Genomic DNA, 19,653 nt, shown 5'->3' with positions numbered 1-19,653 from the left:
GCCTACGGGGTAGGCTGTTTTTGGCAAATAGCTTTTTTTATGCGAACTTTTTCGGTTATTGTTTAAAAATGTTCACTTTTATGTCTCGAGGCGCCGCATAGTAGGGAGCTGATGTGACTAGCAACGGCACACCTATTTGGGCGAACTCTTCAATGGTTGTTAAATTAATTCCCCCTGCAATCGATAACTGGCAAGGAGAATGTTGCTGCTGTACGAGTTTTTGTAATTGCTGAATTTGGTCAGGTGGGAGTTTATCCAGTTGCACAATATCGGCCTGTGCCTCAATCGCCAAAACGGCCTGTTGGTAGTCATCGGCCTCAACAATAATCAGTTTTTCGGGGGCGTTTTGGCGCAATGTTTTTACATGTGTATGCCAATCATCTGGTTGTTCAAGGCACTGCCGGTGGTTGGTGAATAACAAGATACTTTCAGCACTACCTGCTCGATGAACAATAGCGCCCCCCGCCAAAATCGCAGTTAAGGCAAGGGGCTTAGTGTTTGGGATTGTTTTTCGCGTACAGGCTAGCTGTGCGTTAGGTTGATATTGTTTCAAGATACTGACCATTTGCTGAGTATAGTGACTCACACCACAACACCATTCGAGCACGTTTTGTGTGGCTTTCCAGCCCTGATGCAGGGCTTCAATAGGCCCAGTAGCACGAATTAGAATACTTTGAGGTTCAACGTGTTGGCCATCTTGAAAATGGCACTCACAACGGATACCGAGTTTTTCTAACATGCGTTTGGCGATGTGGAGCCCACTAATACAGCCGCCGTGTTTAGAGGAAAATGTCATTACACCAAGTTGGGAGTGTAGCCCTAAGGCGCGAGTGGTCAGGTCGCCGTATTGGATATCATCCAACAGCAATTGGTCGATTAATGCATCAGGTAAATAAATCATAATGTTAAATCGGCCTCATCGACAACATCCCATGAGACCATCGCCCAATCTCTTGATGGATAAGGAATTTTCTCACCTGACGCAGTTCGTGCATGATAGTAGTGATACAGAGCTTCTGTTTCTTGCGGCGTCATGTTTTTTAGTGACCAATTGACGCTATCGGCAAAGGCTTCAAAGCTATCAAAACCGCCTTTATTCGGGCTCTTAATAAAGTCTACACGGGCATTGATACCCATTTGGTGTAGGATATTCACTGCATAAATATAAGTTGGTAAACGTATTACTTCGCGACCAATTTCTCGAATAATATTTTCATCAATAAAGGTTGGGTTGATAGTATGAGTGGTGTAAACGCGCAGTTTTGTTTGGCGGTTGAGTTTTAGCAGCGCGGTTTTTAAATCATCCACTAATGTCGAACGGGAAGCGACGGCAATATCCACTTTAGGCAGAGTGTCCCAGTTATCTTCCCACGCTAATTTTTCAAAGTGGGCATTGGAAATGCCGAGCTCTTTTGCACGAATTTTCGCCATTTCCAGCATGCCACCACTGTAATCAATACCAATGACCTCTTTGAATTGATTGGCGAGACACAGGCTAATAGAGCCTGGGCCACAGCCGACATCCAGTAGGCTTTGAGCCCCAGTAAAATCCATTAACTCACGAAACTGAACCAAATATGGGTCATTTGGATTGGTACAATTTTGTGCCATTTGTTGAGCTTTTTTATCCCAATGCTCAGGTTCTTTACGGGTGCGTTGTGCCTGCTGCATATGTTGCTGGTACATTTTTGCGAAATCAATTTGGTTAATTAACATGATCCCTGACCTTAACAAGAAAATGATGATGGAAATTGGAAGTGAGCTTCAATACTTTGCTCATCCACATTATAAAGTGCTGCCAAGTTAGTAAGTGTTAACATACTTTTTGATATCCCTTGCCTTGCTCTGTGTTGCTTATCAAGCAAGATAACATGGTCAGCGACCGCCGCAGCATGTTGTGGGTGGTGAGTTGACATCAATATCGTCATACCATGGGATTTAAGCTTTTCAATTTGTTCAAGTAGGCGTATTTGGTTACCAAAATCAAGGCTAGCTGCAGGTTCATCCATAATTAAGAGTAATGGCCTTTGTATCAAGGCTCTTGCTATCAATACTAACTGTTTTTCCCCCCCGCTCAATGTGCTGTACAGTCGAGTTGCAAGGTGTGGAATGCTGAGCCGCTCTAATTGTTGAAGTGCTAAGTTTTTTTCGGCATTACTGGGTACAGAAAATAATGAAATATGCGGGGTGAGCCCCATCATTACCATATCTAATACGTTGAAGGTGAAAGGGGTATCGTGTGCTTGAGGTACGTAAGCAATTACTTTCGCGATATCACGCTGTGATAGTGAATTTAGAGAGCGGTTATTCAGTGAAATATCACCACTGATCGCGGGCAGCAAACCTAAGATGGTTTTCATTAGCGTTGTTTTGCCACACCCATTGGCTCCTAGTAGGCAGGTAATTTCTTTTTCAGGCAAAGAAAGATTGATGTCATCAATTATTGCAGTGTGATGATAACCAATAGCGACATTTTTTAGGGTCATAATACTCATTTAACCCGCCTAGTTTGTAATAATATAGCCAAAAAGAAGGGAGCGCCGACGGCAGAAGTTAAGATCCCTAATGGAAGTTCGATTGCTGCAATAGTCCGAGCTAGTGTATCAGTAATAAGCAGTAAGATTGCCCCAATCGCCATTGAGGCAGGAAGCTGATAACGAAAGTTAGCACCCACTATCATTCGGGTGATATGCGGAACAATTAAGCCAATCCAGCCAATAATTCCTGCGATAGAAACAGCACTCGCAGTGAGTAACGTGGCACAAATAATGAAAATGGCGCGTGTCAAACTGACATTGACCCCGAGACTTTTGGCTTCTTCATCCGATAAGCTGAGTAAATTCATACGCCAACGCAATAGCAATAGTGGGATGATAGCAATGACCATGAGTGGCAAGACGGATATTAAGTCTTCTTGTGTAATGGAAGATAGGCCGCCAAGTAGCCAAAATGTGATAGAAGGTAGTTGTGTATAGGGGTCTGCAAGGATTTTCATTAAAGAGATAGCGGAGCCACAAATAGCACTGACCGCAACTCCGACGAGAACTAGCGAGAGGATTGGGTCATGTTGCCTTGCTAAGTGAGCAATAAAGCAAACTAAGGCAACGGTAATTAGGCCACCAATAAACGCAAACAGCTGGATATAAAATAGTGATTGACCGAAGAATATCCCGATAACCGCCCCGACACCAGCCCCTGCGGAAACACCTAAAATATCAGGGGAAACTAAGGGGTTACGAAACATTCCTTGGTATGCAGCTCCTGCAATAGAAAGCCCACCACCAATTAAAATCGCGGCCAATGTACGAGGGAAGCGTATTTGCCAAAAAACTGTTTCATGACGAAGGTCGTTCAATGTTGTTTGTGATGAAAGTGGGTTCACAAGCATGTGATAAAGCTCATTTAAAGTGAGTGAGTACTTACCACTTGTAAGGGCAATAACCAAGCTGATAAGTAAAATAATAACTAATATGAAGGGTTTTGCGCCTTTATTAAGTCGTTCATTCATGATTTTTCTATCAGCAAGTCAACTTGCTCCGGCGTTAAAGATGAATGATAAAAAAGCTCAAAATATTCGGTAATATCGGATTTAATGTGTATTGCAATATTTTTATCAAAATGACTTTGTAATCGCCTCATGCCGAGTAGGCGGTTAATGCCTGGAGGCCCATCTAGCCAGCCGAATGGCATTCCACTGAATATAAGTAATTTATTGTTTTTAATCGCATTTAAGCCTTTCCACAACGGGGAGGTTGTCATAAACCCAATGGCTTCTTCATATTGCGTTATAATGATATCTGGGTTCCATTGATATAGTTGTTCCATCGAAACTGTGGTAAGACCATGGAAGTTAGGAATATCTACAACATTATGTAACCCAAGCATTTCAATGGCTTCAGTATGAATTGAGCCTTTAGCACCGGTTTCTAAACCTTTTGCTCCGCGTGCAAGGTAAAAACTCAGTGGTTTTTGTCGGTTTTTACTCGCAAATGAAATCGCATCATCTAGGTATCGCTGAGCAAGGTGGCTGAGCTTTTGGGCTTGTGGAATGGCACCAAGGATTTCACCTAGCTGAGTGAGTTGTTGCGGTGAGTTTTGTAGCCCCCCAGAGATTAATAAATAAGGAATATTTGTTTGTTTGGCGACTTTCTCTCCTTGTGAGCGATAAGTTTCGTCTATATTTCCAGTGTCAATAATTAGGTCTGGGTTATAGGACAACAGTTGTTCAAGGGATAATGTGCTACCACGACCCGCTAAACGGCCATAAACAGGTAATTCAAGCCACTGTGGAGCGAAAAGGCCAGTTTGCCCTTTTTTTAGGGAGATAGAAGCGAACCCGACCATTTTTTCAGGGGCAAGTGCAAACAGTAATAAGTCTGAAGGTGGGCCTGAACTTATTACCCGTTGAATATTATTTGGCGCGGGGAGTTTACCAAATAGGGCTTGTTCAACTTTATAACGAGTTTGTGCAAAACTCGGTAAGCTGTAAAAAGTAGCGAGAACGGCACTCAATTTAATAAAATGCCTACGATTTATGGCCATATTTAAATTTAATCTATTCGTTATGATAATAATTATATAACGCGGAAATTAACGGAGTCATGATAGAGAGTCAACCACAAAAATGGCGTTCTTAGGAAAAATCGACGTTTATGTGATGTGAATCAGCAACAAAGATTGCTATCCAGCAAAAGATCGCAGAACATAGCACCGTTAACGAATGGGATATCACTTTGGAATTATGAAGAAAAAAAGACCTTCTTTGCAGGATGTTGCCGACCAAGTTGGCGTGACAAAAATGACGGTGAGCCGTTTTTTACGAAACCCAGAGCAAGTTTCGGAATCTCTGCGTGAAAAAATTGCTCAAGCTGTTGAAATATCAGGGTATATACCTAATAAAGCTCCTGATATATTGTCAAATGCAACAAGCCATGCAATTGGGGTGCTATTACCTTCATTGACCAACCAAGTTTTTGCTGAGGTGATCCGAGGTATCGAGGCAGTCACTGACTGTCATGGTTATCAAACGATGCTGGCACACTATGGCTATTTGCCCGAAAAAGAAGAGGAGCGGCTGATGTCGTTACTTTCTTATAATATCGATGGGGTGATTTTAGCTGAGCGTACCCATACGGAACGGACGCTTCGCATGCTGAAAACTTCAGGGATCCCTGTGGTTGAAATTATGGATAGCGTTTCCCCTTGTTTAGATACTGCCGTGGGGATTGATAACTTTGAAGCTTCCCGCCAAATGACTCAAGCGATGCTCGAACGCGGCTGTCGTCATGTTGTGTATTTGGGGGCAAGGCACGATGAGCGTACGTTTATTCGTTTGAAAGGCTATGAGCAAGCAATGTTGGATGCCAACCTTGAGCCGCGTAATCTGATGACAGAAGCCAGTTCATCATATTCACTAGGTGCTCAATTATTGCATGAGTGTCGCGCTAAGTACCCTGATACCGATGGCTTATTTTGTACTAATGATGACTTGGCTATAGGCGCTATTTTTGAATGCCAGCGCTTAGGTATTCAAATTCCGGAAGACCTTGCCATCTCGGGGTTCCATGGTCACGATGTGGGGCAAGTCATGACACCGAAATTAGCCAGTATTTTGACGCCAAGGGACCTTATGGGGCGAAAAGCCGCAGAAGTGTTGCTGGCGAGAATGTCAGGGAATAAGCTGACGGAGACACATTTTGATGTGGGGTTTTCTCTACTCACGGGCGAGAGCATCTAATTATTTCCCGTCATACTTCAAATTATAGGGGTGTTGGCTGCTTTCGGCTACTCAGGTCACATACTTATGTATGCTCCCAGAGATATCCTCAATTTGCCGCCTACCTCTAATTCGAATTATTTAGGGAAATAGTGTGGTTTAATATAGCCTTAAAGCTAAATTTCGGCGTATGCACTAAAAGTATTGGCTGCACTCACCAACCCTAGTCACATACCGGAGTATGCTCCTAGGGCTTGGCTCGTTTGCCGCCTAGCGACACCACGAATTATTTAGATGAATATTAAAGATGGGTTAATTGAAATTTAAAATAAAACATACTTTTAAATTTCTATATTGTTAGTGCCTCTTTTTTCTTTGCCTATCTTCACTAAACTCAGATTGAGATAATCATCACAGATCTGTTCTCTTCTTCGCCAATTTGATTGCTAAATAAATCCTCACTGCTGATAATGTTACCCGTAACTTGTTACCGGTAACATAACGGTATTAATTAAAAGCCAGAATAATTTTGAATGCCTGAGGAGTTTCCTATGAGTGATACCCAACAACAAAACTATGCATTTGTACTAATGGGGGTATCGGGTAGCGGTAAATCTGCAGTAGCAAATGGCGTTGCTCAGGAATTACATGCCGCCTTTCTTGATGGCGACTTTCTGCACCCTAAAGCAAATATTTTAAAAATGGCATCGGGTCATGCGCTAAATGATGATGACCGCCAACCTTGGTTAGTCGCATTAAACCAGGCAATTTTTGCTATGCAGAGAACAAATTCTATTTCTTTAGTTGTATGTTCAGCATTAAAGAAAAAATATCGAGATATATTAAGAGAAGACAATAAAAATTTATTTTTTATCTACTTAAAAGGGGATTCAGAGGTTATTGAAGAAAGATTAAAAGCCCGTAAAGGGCATTTCTTCAAACCTGAAATGTTAAAAACACAATTTGCAGCCTTAGAAGAACCCAATGCAGCGGAAACTGATGTTCATATAGTTGATATTCGCCAAACTCTTGAAGATGTCATCGGTAATACCTGCTTAACGATTAAACAAATTGTCGCGGGAGAAAAATCATGAGCACGGTTGAGACGCTTAGCACATTAACATTGGTACTCACAGCGGTTGGCTCGGTAGTTTTATTACTGTTTTTAGTCATGTATGCACGCCTACATGCTTTTGTTGCACTGATGATAGTGTCAATTGGTGCAGGGTTGTTTTCAGGAATGCCAGTTCAACAAATAACCGAGACGATGCAAAAAGGAATGGCTGGGACTCTAGGTTTCCTTGCTATTGTTGTGGCATTAGGGGCAATGTTTGGCAAAATCCTGCATGAAACAGGGGCATTAGATCAGGTTGCGAATAAGTTACTTAACCTTTTCGGTGAGAAACATGCGCACTATGCGGTAGGTATCGCAGGGTTAATTTGTGCACTGCCATTATTTTTTGATGTCGCCATAGTGCTGTTAATCGGTGTGGTATTTGCAGTGGCAAATCGAACTGGGCATAACGTTGTCCGTTTAGCTATCCCATTATTTGCTGGGGTTGCTGCCGCTGCGGCATTCTTGTTGCCTGGGCCGACACCGATGCTGGTTGCTTCACAAATGGGCGCAGATTATGGCTGGATGATTCTCATTGGTCTATGTGCTGCAATTCCTAGTATGATCCTAGCGGGTCCTCTATATGGGCGATTTATTAGCCAGTTTGTACACATTGATATTCCTGCGGATTATAAAGCACCAAATACAGAACATGGCAAAATGCCAAGTTTTGGGTTCAGCTTATGTTTAGTGTTATTTCCATTAGTTTTGGTGGGTTTAAAAACAATTGGGACTCATTTTGTTGAGAAAGGCTCAACTCTGGAACATTGGCTCGAATTTATTGGTCATCCTTTCACTGCTTTATTACTTGCATGCTTGCTTGCCATATATGGTTTAGGTTTCCGTTATGGTATGAATAAAGAAAAATTGATGGAAGTTTGTTCTGCGGCGATCCAGCCTGCGGGGATTATCCTGTTGGTGACTGGGGCTGGTGGTGTTTTCAAACAAATTCTTGTGGATTCAGGTGTTGGTCCAGCGCTAGGGGATTCGCTAATCGGCGCGGGTTTACCTATTGCGGTAGCCTGTTTTGTTTTAGCGGGTGCTGTACGTGTTATCCAAGGTTCTGCAACGGTTGCGTGCTTAACAGCGGTAGGTTTAGTTTTACCCGTTATCAGTGAATTAGGGTATTCAGGTGCGCAGCTTGCTGCTTTATCAATCTGTATTTCCGGTGGTTCATTGATTTTAAGTCATGTTAATGACTCAGGTTTCTGGTTGTTTGGTAAATTTACTGGTGCAACTGAAGCGCAGACTCTAAAAACGTGGACGGTAATGGAAACTATCTTAGGGACGACGGGCGCCATTGTCGGTATGATTTTCTTCGTTTTCTTGTAATTTTTTAGGTATAAAAACAAAGGTCAGCTTTAATCGGCTGACCTTTTTGCTTTTCGTTACTGTAAAAGCTGGCTCAACTGGCTATATAAACCTTGAGCACTCTTTTTGTAACCATCAACAGACAAGTGTACATTGTCTGGTCGTGCTAAGTCTTGTGCTGCCCATGTACGGATTGAACAAGGGCCACCCATAAAGGCTTGCCAGTCCCAAAACAGCGTATGTTCCTGAGCTGAAACAGATTTCTGAATTTGAATAACATTCATTAAGTTTACAGGCATTTGAGCTTGGCAATTCATGGCATCATTAAATTTAATCGAATCATTCGGCCCGACTAATAAAATAACGCTATTTGGCATTTGCTGGCGGATTAAGCGGATTTTAGCGCGTAAATTTTGCTCATAAGCGGCAAGGTCTAACGTATCATTAAAGGCTTCATTAGTACCATAAGCTAAAATCACCATATCAGGTGACAGCTGAGCTAAAGTCTCACTCCATTGTGGTTGCCATTTATCTACCATACTAAGTGTTGCACCATTGATCCCTAGCGCGGAAAGCATAACCCCTGGCTTTTGTGAACGTACGAGCCAGCCACCAATCTTTAACCCAGCACTTTTATTGACCGTAACCTCTGCGGGTAACTGGGTGTTAACCGGGGTTGAAAAATACCACTGATAGCCTGTTGCCGGGAGTGCAACATTAGGTGAAACAGCTGGAGCCACACTCATTTGAGAGTCATTCGCGCTCTGGTATAGCGTTTGAAGCTGATAGGCCCCTAGAGCCGGTTGTAACGGCTTGAGTAGCACTTTACTCTTTGCGGCTTGTGGTTCAGCAATCATTCCCCCTAAGGGGTAATCAAAACGCTCATCTTTACGGCTAGAAGAAAGTGACCATTCTTTTTTCTCGCTCATGCGGTTAATGGTTGCAGTACGTTGTCCCGGAATAGAAATAGGAGGAATAAAGCCAGGACCTGCATCACCATAACGTTGCTGAAATAAACTCCTTAAATTGCCGCTGAAAAAATCAGCCGCAGTGTGGGAATCACCAATTTGAATAATATGAACTTGCTGGTTACCTTGACGTAATTTATTTGCTAATTGCGTTAAATTAGGCTCAGCATTGTTGATTAATTGCCCTTGAGATATAACAGTTTGTCCTTGTTTCGAACTTGGTATGCGCGTTTTGTCTGATGTATTTTGACAAGACAATAAGCCCAACGATAGCAGTGCAATGATGCTACCCGCTAAAATTTTGAGCTTAGCTTGACGCAGATTGTTCAGTTTCATGAGGTTCCTTTTCTTCCTCTGCTTCGAAATGGATCAATGAGAAAACTTTTTCTGCAATAAGTTGTTGCCCTTTACTGCTGAAATGAATGCCATCGCCACTTCTCAATTTAATTGTACTGCTTTCATCGCCGATATAGTCAGAGTAGTTATCGCCTTTATATTTAAAGACATCATTGACAGAAAAATAAATTTCGCCGTTACTTTCAACTTCAGACTGGTAGAGGCTTCTTAAGAATTTCATACCATCGGATAGCGTATTTTTACGCATATTAGGAGGACCAACCCAAATAACATCTACATTGTGCTGGCGTGCGGTCGATATTATATCATTAATACGCTCTCGGTAAACTTTTTCCCAGTCTTCACTTTTAAATTTGACGTATTTATAACCTGTTTTTGGTGGCATATCCCAAGGGTCATTAGGCCCTAAGAAAACAACAAGAACTTTAATATTAGGGTTATCATTCAATGCCTTAGCAATGGTTTGGGGCCAGTTGAAAAAGCGTGGATAGGCAAGGCCAGTGCTTTGTTTGCTTAAATTAATGCTATCGATATTATATTTTTTCAATAGCTTGTTCTTAACATGTGGAGCAATGCCTTGCATCATTGAGTCTCCTGCAAATAGAACTTGCTGGCCTTTTTCAATGTTGGCTATATGCTTCTCTACAATAGGTTGGTTTTGCTTGATAGCTAAGTGACTTAAATTGCCCTTGAGGCTTTTTGCTCTCGCTTGTGGGCGCTTAAGCAACTCAGGGAAAGTTATTGATAAGCTGTCTGCTGGGTAGATATAACCATTCATAAAATGCAGGCCCACTTGAAAACCGTCTGGGAAACTCAGCTTCTTGTTTTTATTTGCTAATGCTAATTCAGCGGCTTGCTGGTCGTCTTGTGCTTTTTGCCCTGAAGCATGATAAGTAAATACACTTCCCGCCTCGAGAGCACCGTCATGTAAATAAGCACCGTAATCCCAAATAGGGTTTCCTGCCATTTTCGCCCATGGTGTATCTTGATGATATTTTTGTTGCCAGAATCGCTCCAAAGAAGCTTGGTTTAACCAAATCAACAACAGTCCTGCTAGTAACACAATAACTAAAACTTGGCCGGTTTTAATTAGGTTTTTTTTAAACTCAGAAGTTAGCATAAATAAACCCCGGCATACCTGAAGGTGAAAGCATAAACATAATTGTTAAAACAAGAGCAAGTGGAATAGGGTAGTAATACCAAGGGATATCTTGGTATTTTTTCGCCACATAATGGTAACCTTGTACAAAGTAAGGATAGGTAATGAGTAAGACCCAAAATGCAATAAGCAGACCTAGGCTTGCATTAATTGATGCAATAAAGCCTGGGGCAATAATTTGATTAATCATTAATATCGCATCATCAAAAGAAGCACTACGGAAAAAGATCCAAGCAAAACAGACAAAATGGAAAGTGATAATTCGTGAGACCCAAATTGATAATATTTTATTAGAGAGTGCCTTTGTCCAACCCAATTTTTCCATACACAAACTCTTTAAATTGAGTAAAACAATCCCTAAGCCATGTATTGCTCCCCACACCACGAACGTCATTGCGGCACCATGCCAGAGTCCGGAGATCACCATAGCAAGGAATACATTAGCATTCATACGGCTAAAGCCTTTGCGGTTACCTCCTAGTGGGATATAAATATAATCACGAATAAAAGTCGATAGGCTAATATGCCAACGTGCCCAAAATTCTTTTAGGTTTGCGGCTAAATAAGGGGCATTAAAGTTAACGGGTACTCTGAAACCTAATAATAAGGCGATGCCCGTAACAAGGTTGGTGTAACCGGAAAAGTTAAAGTAGATATTCCATGCATAGGCATAAGTGGCTACTAAGATCTCTCCTGCGCTATATCCGATAGGGGCATCAAAAACAGGGTTAACAAAATTTTCGGATAAGTAAGAACTAAATAAAAAGAGCTTAATTAGCGCCAGTGAAATCAACAGGATTGCCTTGCGACTATTGAGAATGGTTCGGCTTTCTGCTTGGATTTGAGGCATGAAATTTTTTGCGCGGTTAATCGGCCCCGCCACAATACTTGGAAAAAATGCAAGGTATAAAGCGACATCGAAAAAATCAGCTTTAGGAATTTCTTTACGGCATACTGAAACTGTATAACTAACAGAGTGGAATGCATAAAAAGAAAGACCGAGTGGAGCCAGTATTTCAAGAATAGGGAGCCCAACACTAAAACCAAATTTATCTAAAGTTTGCTGAATACTTTCTTGAAAGAAAGAATAATATTTAAAGTAGGTGAAGTAACCGATAATAACTGTGGCTAGGATGAGATAGACCCATCGATTTGATAGCCAATTTGTCACCCAGTTTGTGAGAAAATAAATGAATAGGGTATAACCAAATAAAATATAGGCAAAATCAGGGTTAAACGAATAAACAAAAAAATAGCTTGCGGTAATTAGTAGACCATTTTGTAGTTTTGCACTGGGCTGACAAGCCCAATAAATAAGAAAAAATATCAAGAAAGAGCCAAGAAACTCAAAAGAGAAGAAATTCATATTAGACTCAAAGATGTTAATTATTTTGGTAGAAGATGAGCATATGATATTTGATCTCTTCTTCTATGCAATCAGAATATTGCTCGTCATATTTTGAGTAATGATTTTGTTGGCGGCATTCAATTCCCCCGCAGGGTATCTGCCTGCTATAACATGAGCAATTTATAGCGATAAAAAAATCCACTTTGTTAAGTGGATTTTTTATATCTTGTACCTGGTGATACAATAATTAGATGCGAGTGGCTGCTCTTTTTTGAGCTTGTGTAATCAGTTCTTCATTACTCGCGTACATTTCTTGTAAATAACGGTTATAGGATGAACCTAACTCGGAGTACCCTTTCATATCATTGATAAGTTTTGTGGTATCTAACTCATCTTTTGATAGGCGTTGTTTTGCTCGTGAACTACGTAGTGATTCATAAGCATTATGGGTATTCATATTCTTCATATACGCTGTCACGGTATCTTCAACTGAAGAGTATGCTGAATAGCCTTTAACTTTACCTTTGTTAGTTCGGCACCCACTTCCGCAGCGCATACCAAATAAGTTACCGTTCTGTAATGCAAGTTGTGATGTACCCCAACCTGATTCTGTTGCTGCTTGTGTGGCCACTAAATGCGTTGGCATGATATCTACGCGACTTAATAGCTTATCCCAATTGATGCGTTTTGGGTTGCTACATTTCATACCATAGCTATCACAGATTTGGCTAAGACGGCGCAGTTCTTGAGCGCTCCATTTTTTATTTGCGCGAACGGATAATAACCAATTGCGCTCTTCCATAATCTGCTTATTAACTTTTTCAATAACAGGGACAACCGTTTTCAAAAATGCTTTCTTTCGTGGTGTACCAGAAGGGTATTTACGTAAATCAGGGAGTGATGTTTTGGCCTGACTTACATTTTGCACAGTTTTATTAGAGTACTCTTTATTGAGCATTGTGCTGGTACTGGTGGAGCCCATACTGAGGCTCGAAAATAAAAGTAAAAATAAGAAAGCGAAGACGGCGTTTGTCCTCATCGTTCGAGAGGGCATTTGCTTCTCCTAAGTATCTCTGAACAAAATTCGAGCGAATATTAGCAGATTAAATTTTTACGAGCTACTTTTATCCGGCTAATATTAGGTAAACTTCTGTATTGGATTGTAGGTTTTTTTGTTTATTTTTAACTGTATTGATTTTGATGTAAAAATAATATTTTTACATCTAGTTTTTATGGTTATATATTAAAATGTCTTACTTGTTTTTACTTTGAATGGCTGCACTTAAGTTAAATTCGATTGTTTATCACACAGTTCACTTAGTTATTATAAGGCTATTTTGCTCAATAAATAGCCACTTAGTCGCTTATTTTATAATCAAAATGGGAAAGGCCTCTTTTTCCTAACGATAAAAGAGGGAACAAAAGTGAAATACAAATAGGCGGTATGAAAGGTAAAAAAAGCGAGTTAAGCTTCATTTTTACTCGTCACCTTGACCGTGATAATTTCGTTTAAGTGAGCAATTTTTAGGGGAAATTTAGGGTTGTAAAATCTGTTGCTGTATATCTTGTTGTTTAGCTTCTTCTGCAAGGGCCGGGAAGTCCGCAACAGTCCAATAATGGTTTGGTACAGGAAGTTGTCTCATATTTTCAGTGGGTTGCAAACGTAACTGAGCAAGTAGTGGTAAATTGTATTGTAGGTAGTTATCTGGCAGCGTTAATCGCAACCCTCCCTGAGGTATGATTTGAGTCGGTATTAAAGGTAGTCTGTCATCGCTGGTATTATAGTCCCTTGTTAATACAAGGAATTTTTCAGGTACTCTCCGGTAACTATTCCACCATAGGCCATCAATGTTATCGAACATTTTACTTGTTTCGGCTCTATTTGATGCGCCCAATTGGTGCAGGGCTAAAGGTAGGATATTTTCTATGGATTGAGAAAAAACCGGCAAAGAGTTCGCTCGACCCTGCAAAATAACGGTCATTGCAAGGCGTGCTCCGAGCAAATTAGAGTAAAGATCTTCAGGGGAAAAAGCCGAGATCCCTTCTGAAAAGCCTGGAACCGATTGATAACCATACCATTGTGCAATTTCGTGCCATACGGCAAGTTGGAAAGCAAGTTTAGCCGCAAGATAGGCACTGAGCGTATAACGTTGGTGTGCAGATGGCGGTGGCGTAAAGGGGCTGAAATGAATTTGTCTACTGGCCAGTTCTTCACTTAGTGAAAGTGTCCATTCTTGGCCAAGGCGTGGATAAATTTGGCTGAATAAGTAAAAAGTATAATCTGCAGTATCTCTGACATGCGAGATATCAATAAACCCACCTTTATCTGTATATAATAAGCCAATTTTTTCATTACTAAGCCCCATTAAAGCTGCACTTGCCCCTAAAAAGCTATCATTATAATGATGCTCACCAAGGCTATCGGCTTCTACAATATTATCGATAGTATAAAAAGGAACGGGGAGCCCCCATAATTGTGCTTGGAGGTTGTACCCGAAGGCACAGCATGCACGTAAGCCTTGAGGAGGAACTAATGAAGGAATAACGGACCAATCTTGTGTAGCTTCTTCAAAGGTATGCGAAGTTAATACGGGGGAAATAGCGGGCAATTCAAGCTTGCTATGATTTTGGCATGCAGTTAATAGCAAGGCTAAACAAGACGCTTGAACCCACTTAAACATTAAAACGCCTCCCCGACCTGAAAATAGACACCAGTGCTATTACGGCCAATGCCGAAATCCAAACGTACATTCATTCTTGGCTTAAATTCAAAGCGATACCCGACACCAACAGTAGGGAGCCAGTGGCTTTGACCTAGTTCGGACGGTGTATCGCTCATCGTCCCTGTGCCTAACCAACCGACAATACCATGACGCCAATCTAGCTTATGCCTAATTTCTATTTGGCTAGTGAATATATTATTGTCGCGATAGCGACCTTCGTAATAGCCTCGCATTCGATTACCATTACCTAATAACGATAATTGATTCCATGGCACATTACCTGTTGAAAACCGCGCATAATTATCAAGTGCAACCACGGTATCTTCGGCAATCTGATGGTAGTAAGCGTATTGTAATTGCGTGGTTTGAAAACGGGTGTCGCTACCAAGATTTGGCGCAAAATAAGTGTAAGTCACTTCAAAGGTTTGCCCTTGGTATGCGTTAGGCAAAAAATCGCGGGTATCATAACTATAATAGGCGCTGACCCCTGAGTTGATAACAGAACGCCCACCGACGGAATTAGCGAAGTACTTTTTTGCACCATCATCTGGGTCGCTGGCATTAATTGATGAAAAGTTCCAACCGAGTCCAATATAAGTGGCATCCGTTAGTTTATACAATGCTCTTGGCGTTATTTGGAATTCTTGGGAATGGTACTTTTCTTTATTATGGTCGTTTTTACCTGCAGAATAGCCCTTTCCCCAATAATAAGTAGGAATGTTATTGATGGTACCCGAAATAAATAATCGCCACTGGTCGTTATCAATAAAATTATAATTAGTGAAATTCAAACCAAATGCGCCTGTAGATGAAGCGAAGCCACTTAACCCAATTGAAGACGGTTGCGTTTGTTTATCTTCTTTATCTATCCGGTATAAACCAACCAGCGCAGTACCGATGCCTATCCCCATTTCAGGGGTATAAAAAGGCCCCGGCAAAACGCCCCAATCAATGGGTTTGCTGTCATCAAAGCTGTTTTCACCCCCGAGGTTGTTTAACCAGCCATCAATTTGTTGGCGGTCGGGGAGAATATCTGCTTTAGCAGGGAAAAGAATAAAAAGGCTGACCAATGCCAGCCTTTGGATAATAGCCGAATACCACATTAAAAACGGAATTCTCCAGAGACAAAGAAAGTATTACGGTTATTAAAACCAAACTCAGTGAGTACATTAAAATTGCGAGTAAACTCGACGCGAGCACCGACAGTATTATTCCATTTATGGGCAAGGTGCTGTTTGACGTCGAATTTCATACCAGGTTCATCCATTGAGTTAATTATATCTTGGAATTTCCCAGGTAAATTGAGCTTATTGATATCACCTTTAAAACGTTGGGTAATATCTTGGTACATTGCACCAGTCCAAACTTGAACTTTGGTATTCCCTTGCCCATCAATCAATGGGTCAAAAGTAAATGTATAGCCAATTCGAGGTGAAATTATTAAAGCTTTAATATCACCATCAAGAATATCAAGGTCAGTTTTTGTATAATTTAAATCTAATGTTGTGAAAAAATCGTTATATCCCCCGGCTAAAGTAAACCCAGCACCATAGGTTTTACCTTTAAAATCTAAATCAAAAGGTTGGCCTTTCAATAAAGGATCTAGTGGTATAACGAATCCCGGAGCTAACTCGAAACTTCCACCTTTTAGTGTGGTATGGGACTTACCCTTAGTGTGACCATATAACCCATAAATATTTAAGAATGGAAATACCCATGAATCTAATTTAAGTGTATGGGTTTCACTTTTTTGCCGTGTATGTCCCGCTTCAATGTGTATCGCATTTGAAAACTCAGGGCTTTCAGGAGAAATAAACCCAATTCTGTCGACTACAATATCTTGGCGCATATTCATATAACCATAGCTTGCACCAAATGGCTCCGGCAAATCATAACCGCGGGCGCGTGCTTCATCACCCCAAATCGGCAGTACTCGTGACTCTGTAGCAGAAGAACGAGTAATACCGCCTTCGTTATTGTTTTGTGGCGCCCCTGACTCACTAACTGATACTGAAAATAATGGACGGTCGCTATCGGCAAAGCTTACGGGAATACATAAAAAAGAAGAAAGGATTAGCACATGACTGAATTGGATGCGTTTCATAACATTGGCTCAATTTTAGGAAGTAAAGGGGGTGTAAAAGCAGATTATTATTCGTCTTACAGCGATAATCGGAATTTTATCATTAATCTTTTTTTTAGGGATAGCGCTTAATGCTTTTTTATTAACTCTTTGGGTAAAATGAGTGTAGGTTGATAGTTTGTTTAAGATTGTGCTTTCCAAAACCGAAAAATAGGTGCCGATAGACAAAAGGTTACCGGCACGAAGAGCGTAAAAGATTATTTTTTATTCTGTTGGTGAAACTTAACACGTTCATGAAAATAGGCTTTTAAGTGATCTTCCATTTGATGGATTTTTTGTTCTAAAGCATGTACGAATACTTCGTCGCTATTCATATTGTAAACACGCTGCATTGCGAGTTCGTCAATGTATTCTTTTTGTGCTTCTGTCAGGTCAATCATATTCTCACACCTATATAGATAGAAATTAGTTCTTTTGCCTCATCAATACGAAGCAAGTCAGAGAAAGGAGGTCATTGTGCCTCAGCCAATAGCGTATGAAAAGTAGAATAAATTATTATCGAATAATGATTATTGGTTTACTTAGTTACAATATAAAGGATCAAATCACAATCTGAATTTGTTAAGAATATTCACAATATTCTTAATGAATATAAGCTGATATCCTCGCTAAAGTCACTTATTAATAGGTCTTAAAATGAACAATAAACAATATTACCTTGATACTGCAGCAGGTGAAGGCGAAAAAGAAGCATCTATGATGGTCGCTATTCCAGGTTCTGAATTGACATCTTCGTTACTTGAGCAGCGTTTAGAAGAACAAACCTATTTTACGGATGGAGAAGTAGACTATATTCCAGATGAAGACGGTTTCTTTTTTAGCTGTAAAAAAGGTGAAGAGGAATTGCGTTTCTATATTTCATTGGTAGATAGCGACCCTGAATATACGATCAACCCATATTTTGCGACAGACCCTATTAGTCCAGAATTATACGCGGAGGCGAGTTCGGCTCCTCAAGCGGTGATTGTGGAATGTTTATTCAAAGAGCAGCCGTTAGTCAGCTACCTTCAACAACTGAAAATCATTCAAATCTTAGTGCCTGATTTACTCTTAGGGCTGGATATTTCGGCAGCAGGGAAAGTGTTTACTCGTGAGTGGCTTAATTTTCAATTAATAGATGATTTAATGCCAAGCATTGATTCTTTATATGTTGTGCACGCTATTTATGACCAAGAAGATAATGAAAATAAACCGGAAGAAGAGCGCGCACCAACCATGTATTGGTTCCATACCCATGGTTTAGCCCGTTGTGGGTTGTCTGAAGCTGAAATTATTATTCCACACCCAATCGCATCTTATTATGGTATCCCAGAATTATTCTGGAGCTTTGTGAACAACAGTATTACACACGGTAAAATCGTCTTTAACGAGCCAATTTTTATTGGGCAAACACAATCAGGTTACGAATACCTGGTGGCATTGCCATTTGAGGAAGGGTTGCTTCATGTCGGTAAATCAACGCCTATTGATAACTTAAAGCCATTAGAAGAAATGAATTTTGAGTTTGGTGATGCAACTTCTGAGCGTTTTATGGGGGATTGGCACGACAGGGATGAGTCTCATCAGCACCCGTCAGTCATGTTGTTCCGTGTTACACAAGAAAACCCAGTATTAGAGAGTTTCTTTGAAGGGTTTGAAGATCAAAATGCGATGATGTTTATGCGCACAGACGAAGAAACGGCGGATATGTCCCGTAAAGCGAAGCTGCGCTGGGAGTATTTCACCCACATGTTAGATAATTATGGTCCAAAACCTGTCACTCAAAAGAAAGGTTTTTTTGCGAAGTTTTTAGGCAAAAACGATGATGAAGCTGATACTGAATGGCGTTTCTTAGTGAAATGTGGCATTGGTTATCATGATGCGGAAGAGGATTATGATGGGCACGAACATATGTGGTTTGAGCCAATTTCTTGGAATGGTGACCAGTTTGAAGGCCGATTAATTAACCATCCTTTTTATGTGAAAGATATGCAAGAAGGGGAAACTTATCCATTAACCCGTGATGATATTACGGATTGGACAATTTATTTCCAAGATGGAAGTTACACGCCGGATACGATATACAAGCTACTGAGTGGCGCGCAAGTTCACTAATTCGTTAGACTGCAAGTCACATGGGCGAAGCTTGTTGCCTATATATGCCTTGGATTATTTAGAGTACAAAGGTTTGTGTTAGACTGGGCGCGTAAAGTGCCCAATTTAATGATGATAGTTTGACACTATGAATGAATCTGACCTGTACCAATATGCCCTGTTTATGCTTTCTCGCCGTGACTACGGTAAAGCTGAGTTATTTAGCCGTATGAAACGACGAATGTATGAGAAAAATGAAGGTATTATTGATGAATCGTTGATTGAAAAAGCCCTTGAACGACTCAGTGAGCAACACTTTCTTGATGATGATCGGGTGGTGGCACTATTAATGCAGGGCTATATTCGCAAAGGTTATGGTCCGTTGCGAATTAAGCAAGAAATGCGTCAAAAAGGCTTTTCTGAAGCTTTAGTTGAAAAACATTTTGCTGATGTTGATGTGGATTGGTTTGAGAAAGCGGCATTGGTACGCAGCAAAAAATTTGGTGATGACCTACCCCAAGATTTTAAAGAAAAGAGTAAACAGATCCGTTATTTACAATATCGAGGTTTTTTTGGCGATATGATTTACGAACTGTTTAGTTGATTGTTTCCTGATTTTAATATCAATGCAGGTTTTCTGTATTTGATTAGCTATCTTGATGACGAACCCATTGGTATCCGCATATACTTCAATTTCTTTTTTTAACCTAATCTAGTCTGTTCTACCTATCTGAAGAGGGT

At 40.7% G+C, this 19,653-nt stretch carries 18 protein-coding genes; 5 read left to right on the top strand and 13 right to left on the bottom strand.

Annotated elements, in window-relative coordinates; translation table 11 throughout:
- Window positions 1-55 precede the first annotated feature (55 nt).
- The 5 genes from modD to ACIPUA_RS05895 are packed head-to-tail and all read right to left on the bottom strand — an operon-like array spanning window position 56 to window position 4,542.
- Window positions 56-901, bottom strand: a complete 846-nt coding sequence (gene modD, locus ACIPUA_RS05915) for a ModD protein (RefSeq protein WP_042848502.1) — start codon at window positions 899-901, stop codon at window positions 56-58.
- Window positions 898-1,716 carry a class I SAM-dependent methyltransferase gene (locus ACIPUA_RS05910; RefSeq protein WP_449059425.1) on the bottom strand — a complete coding sequence of 273 codons (819 nt, stop codon included), beginning with the start codon at window positions 1,714-1,716 and terminating at the stop codon, window positions 898-900. The genes modD and ACIPUA_RS05910 overlap by 4 nt, the downstream gene beginning before the upstream one ends.
- A gap of 11 nt (window positions 1,717-1,727) precedes the next feature.
- The gene (locus ACIPUA_RS05905; RefSeq protein WP_048608794.1) at window positions 1,728-2,495 is read right to left on the bottom strand and encodes an ABC transporter ATP-binding protein; all 768 of its coding nucleotides are present in this window, start codon (window positions 2,493-2,495) and stop codon (window positions 1,728-1,730) included.
- A complete protein-coding gene (locus tag ACIPUA_RS05900) occupies window positions 2,492-3,508 on the bottom strand; it encodes a FecCD family ABC transporter permease (protein ID WP_449059424.1) in 1,017 nt (338 codons plus the stop codon). The genes ACIPUA_RS05905 and ACIPUA_RS05900 overlap by 4 nt, the downstream gene beginning before the upstream one ends.
- Window positions 3,505-4,542 carry an ABC transporter substrate-binding protein gene (locus ACIPUA_RS05895; RefSeq protein WP_048608789.1) on the bottom strand — a complete coding sequence of 346 codons (1,038 nt, stop codon included), beginning with the start codon at window positions 4,540-4,542 and terminating at the stop codon, window positions 3,505-3,507. Before ACIPUA_RS05895 ends, ACIPUA_RS05900 begins: the two co-directional genes overlap by 4 nt.
- 199 nt (window positions 4,543-4,741) lie before the next feature.
- On the opposite strand from ACIPUA_RS05895, the gene gntR reads away from it, so the two are divergent.
- From gntR to gntU, 3 genes are all read left to right on the top strand, one after another.
- Window positions 4,742-5,737, top strand: a complete 996-nt coding sequence (gntR, locus tag ACIPUA_RS05890) for a gluconate operon transcriptional repressor GntR (protein WP_042848495.1) — start codon at window positions 4,742-4,744, stop codon at window positions 5,735-5,737.
- 530 nt (window positions 5,738-6,267) lie between these two features.
- Window positions 6,268-6,810 (top strand): gluconokinase, encoded by a 543-nt coding sequence (gntK, locus tag ACIPUA_RS05885; protein ID WP_042848493.1) that lies wholly within the window; start codon window positions 6,268-6,270, stop codon window positions 6,808-6,810.
- Complete coding sequence (gntU, locus tag ACIPUA_RS05880; protein WP_042848492.1) at window positions 6,807-8,162, top strand: gluconate transporter; 1,356 nt, start codon at window positions 6,807-6,809, stop codon at window positions 8,160-8,162. Before gntK ends, gntU begins: the two co-directional genes overlap by 4 nt.
- Window positions 8,163-8,218: 56 nt before the next feature.
- Here gntU and ACIPUA_RS05875 read toward each other — a convergent pair whose 3' ends face one another.
- From ACIPUA_RS05875 to ACIPUA_RS05840, 8 genes are all read right to left on the bottom strand, one after another.
- A complete protein-coding gene (locus ACIPUA_RS05875; RefSeq protein ID WP_042848490.1) occupies window positions 8,219-9,445 on the bottom strand; it encodes an SGNH/GDSL hydrolase family protein in 1,227 nt (408 codons plus the stop codon).
- A complete protein-coding gene (locus ACIPUA_RS05870) occupies window positions 9,417-10,586 on the bottom strand; it encodes an SGNH/GDSL hydrolase family protein (protein WP_042848489.1) in 1,170 nt (389 codons plus the stop codon). Before ACIPUA_RS05870 ends, ACIPUA_RS05875 begins: the two co-directional genes overlap by 29 nt.
- A complete protein-coding gene (locus tag ACIPUA_RS05865; RefSeq protein WP_048608824.1) occupies window positions 10,573-11,991 on the bottom strand; it encodes an MBOAT family O-acyltransferase in 1,419 nt (472 codons plus the stop codon). The genes ACIPUA_RS05870 and ACIPUA_RS05865 overlap by 14 nt, the downstream gene beginning before the upstream one ends.
- Before the next feature lie 229 nt (window positions 11,992-12,220).
- Window positions 12,221-13,027, bottom strand: a complete 807-nt coding sequence (locus ACIPUA_RS05860; protein WP_042848487.1) for a protein bax — start codon at window positions 13,025-13,027, stop codon at window positions 12,221-12,223.
- Between the two features lie 481 nt (window positions 13,028-13,508).
- On the bottom strand, window positions 13,509-14,654 hold the full coding sequence (locus ACIPUA_RS05855; RefSeq protein ID WP_131680236.1) for a DUF4056 domain-containing protein: 1,146 nt from the start codon (window positions 14,652-14,654) through the stop codon (window positions 13,509-13,511).
- Window positions 14,654-15,799, bottom strand: coding sequence for a BamA/TamA family outer membrane protein (locus ACIPUA_RS05850; protein WP_042848485.1), 1,146 nt, complete (start codon window positions 15,797-15,799; stop codon window positions 14,654-14,656). The genes ACIPUA_RS05855 and ACIPUA_RS05850 overlap by 1 nt, the downstream gene beginning before the upstream one ends.
- Window positions 15,799-16,800 carry a hypothetical protein gene (locus ACIPUA_RS05845; protein ID WP_042848483.1) on the bottom strand — a complete coding sequence of 334 codons (1,002 nt, stop codon included), beginning with the start codon at window positions 16,798-16,800 and terminating at the stop codon, window positions 15,799-15,801. The genes ACIPUA_RS05850 and ACIPUA_RS05845 overlap by 1 nt, the downstream gene beginning before the upstream one ends.
- Before the next feature lie 236 nt (window positions 16,801-17,036).
- A complete protein-coding gene (locus ACIPUA_RS05840; protein ID WP_042848482.1) occupies window positions 17,037-17,219 on the bottom strand; it encodes a hypothetical protein in 183 nt (60 codons plus the stop codon).
- A gap of 256 nt (window positions 17,220-17,475) precedes the next feature.
- Between ACIPUA_RS05840 and ACIPUA_RS05835 the strand changes: the two genes are divergently transcribed.
- A complete protein-coding gene (locus ACIPUA_RS05835; RefSeq protein WP_042848481.1) occupies window positions 17,476-18,933 on the top strand; it encodes a DUF4026 domain-containing protein in 1,458 nt (485 codons plus the stop codon).
- Window positions 18,934-19,060: 127 nt separating this feature from the next.
- Window positions 19,061-19,516 carry a regulatory protein RecX gene (locus tag ACIPUA_RS05830; protein ID WP_042848480.1) on the top strand — a complete coding sequence of 152 codons (456 nt, stop codon included), beginning with the start codon at window positions 19,061-19,063 and terminating at the stop codon, window positions 19,514-19,516.
- The last annotated feature ends 137 nt before the right edge of the window (window positions 19,517-19,653 follow it).

The organism is Providencia sp. AGC89, assembly GCF_053543535.1.
The sequence above is the reverse complement of the archived record's forward strand: the minus strand, read 5'-3'. Positions and strand labels throughout refer to the sequence as shown.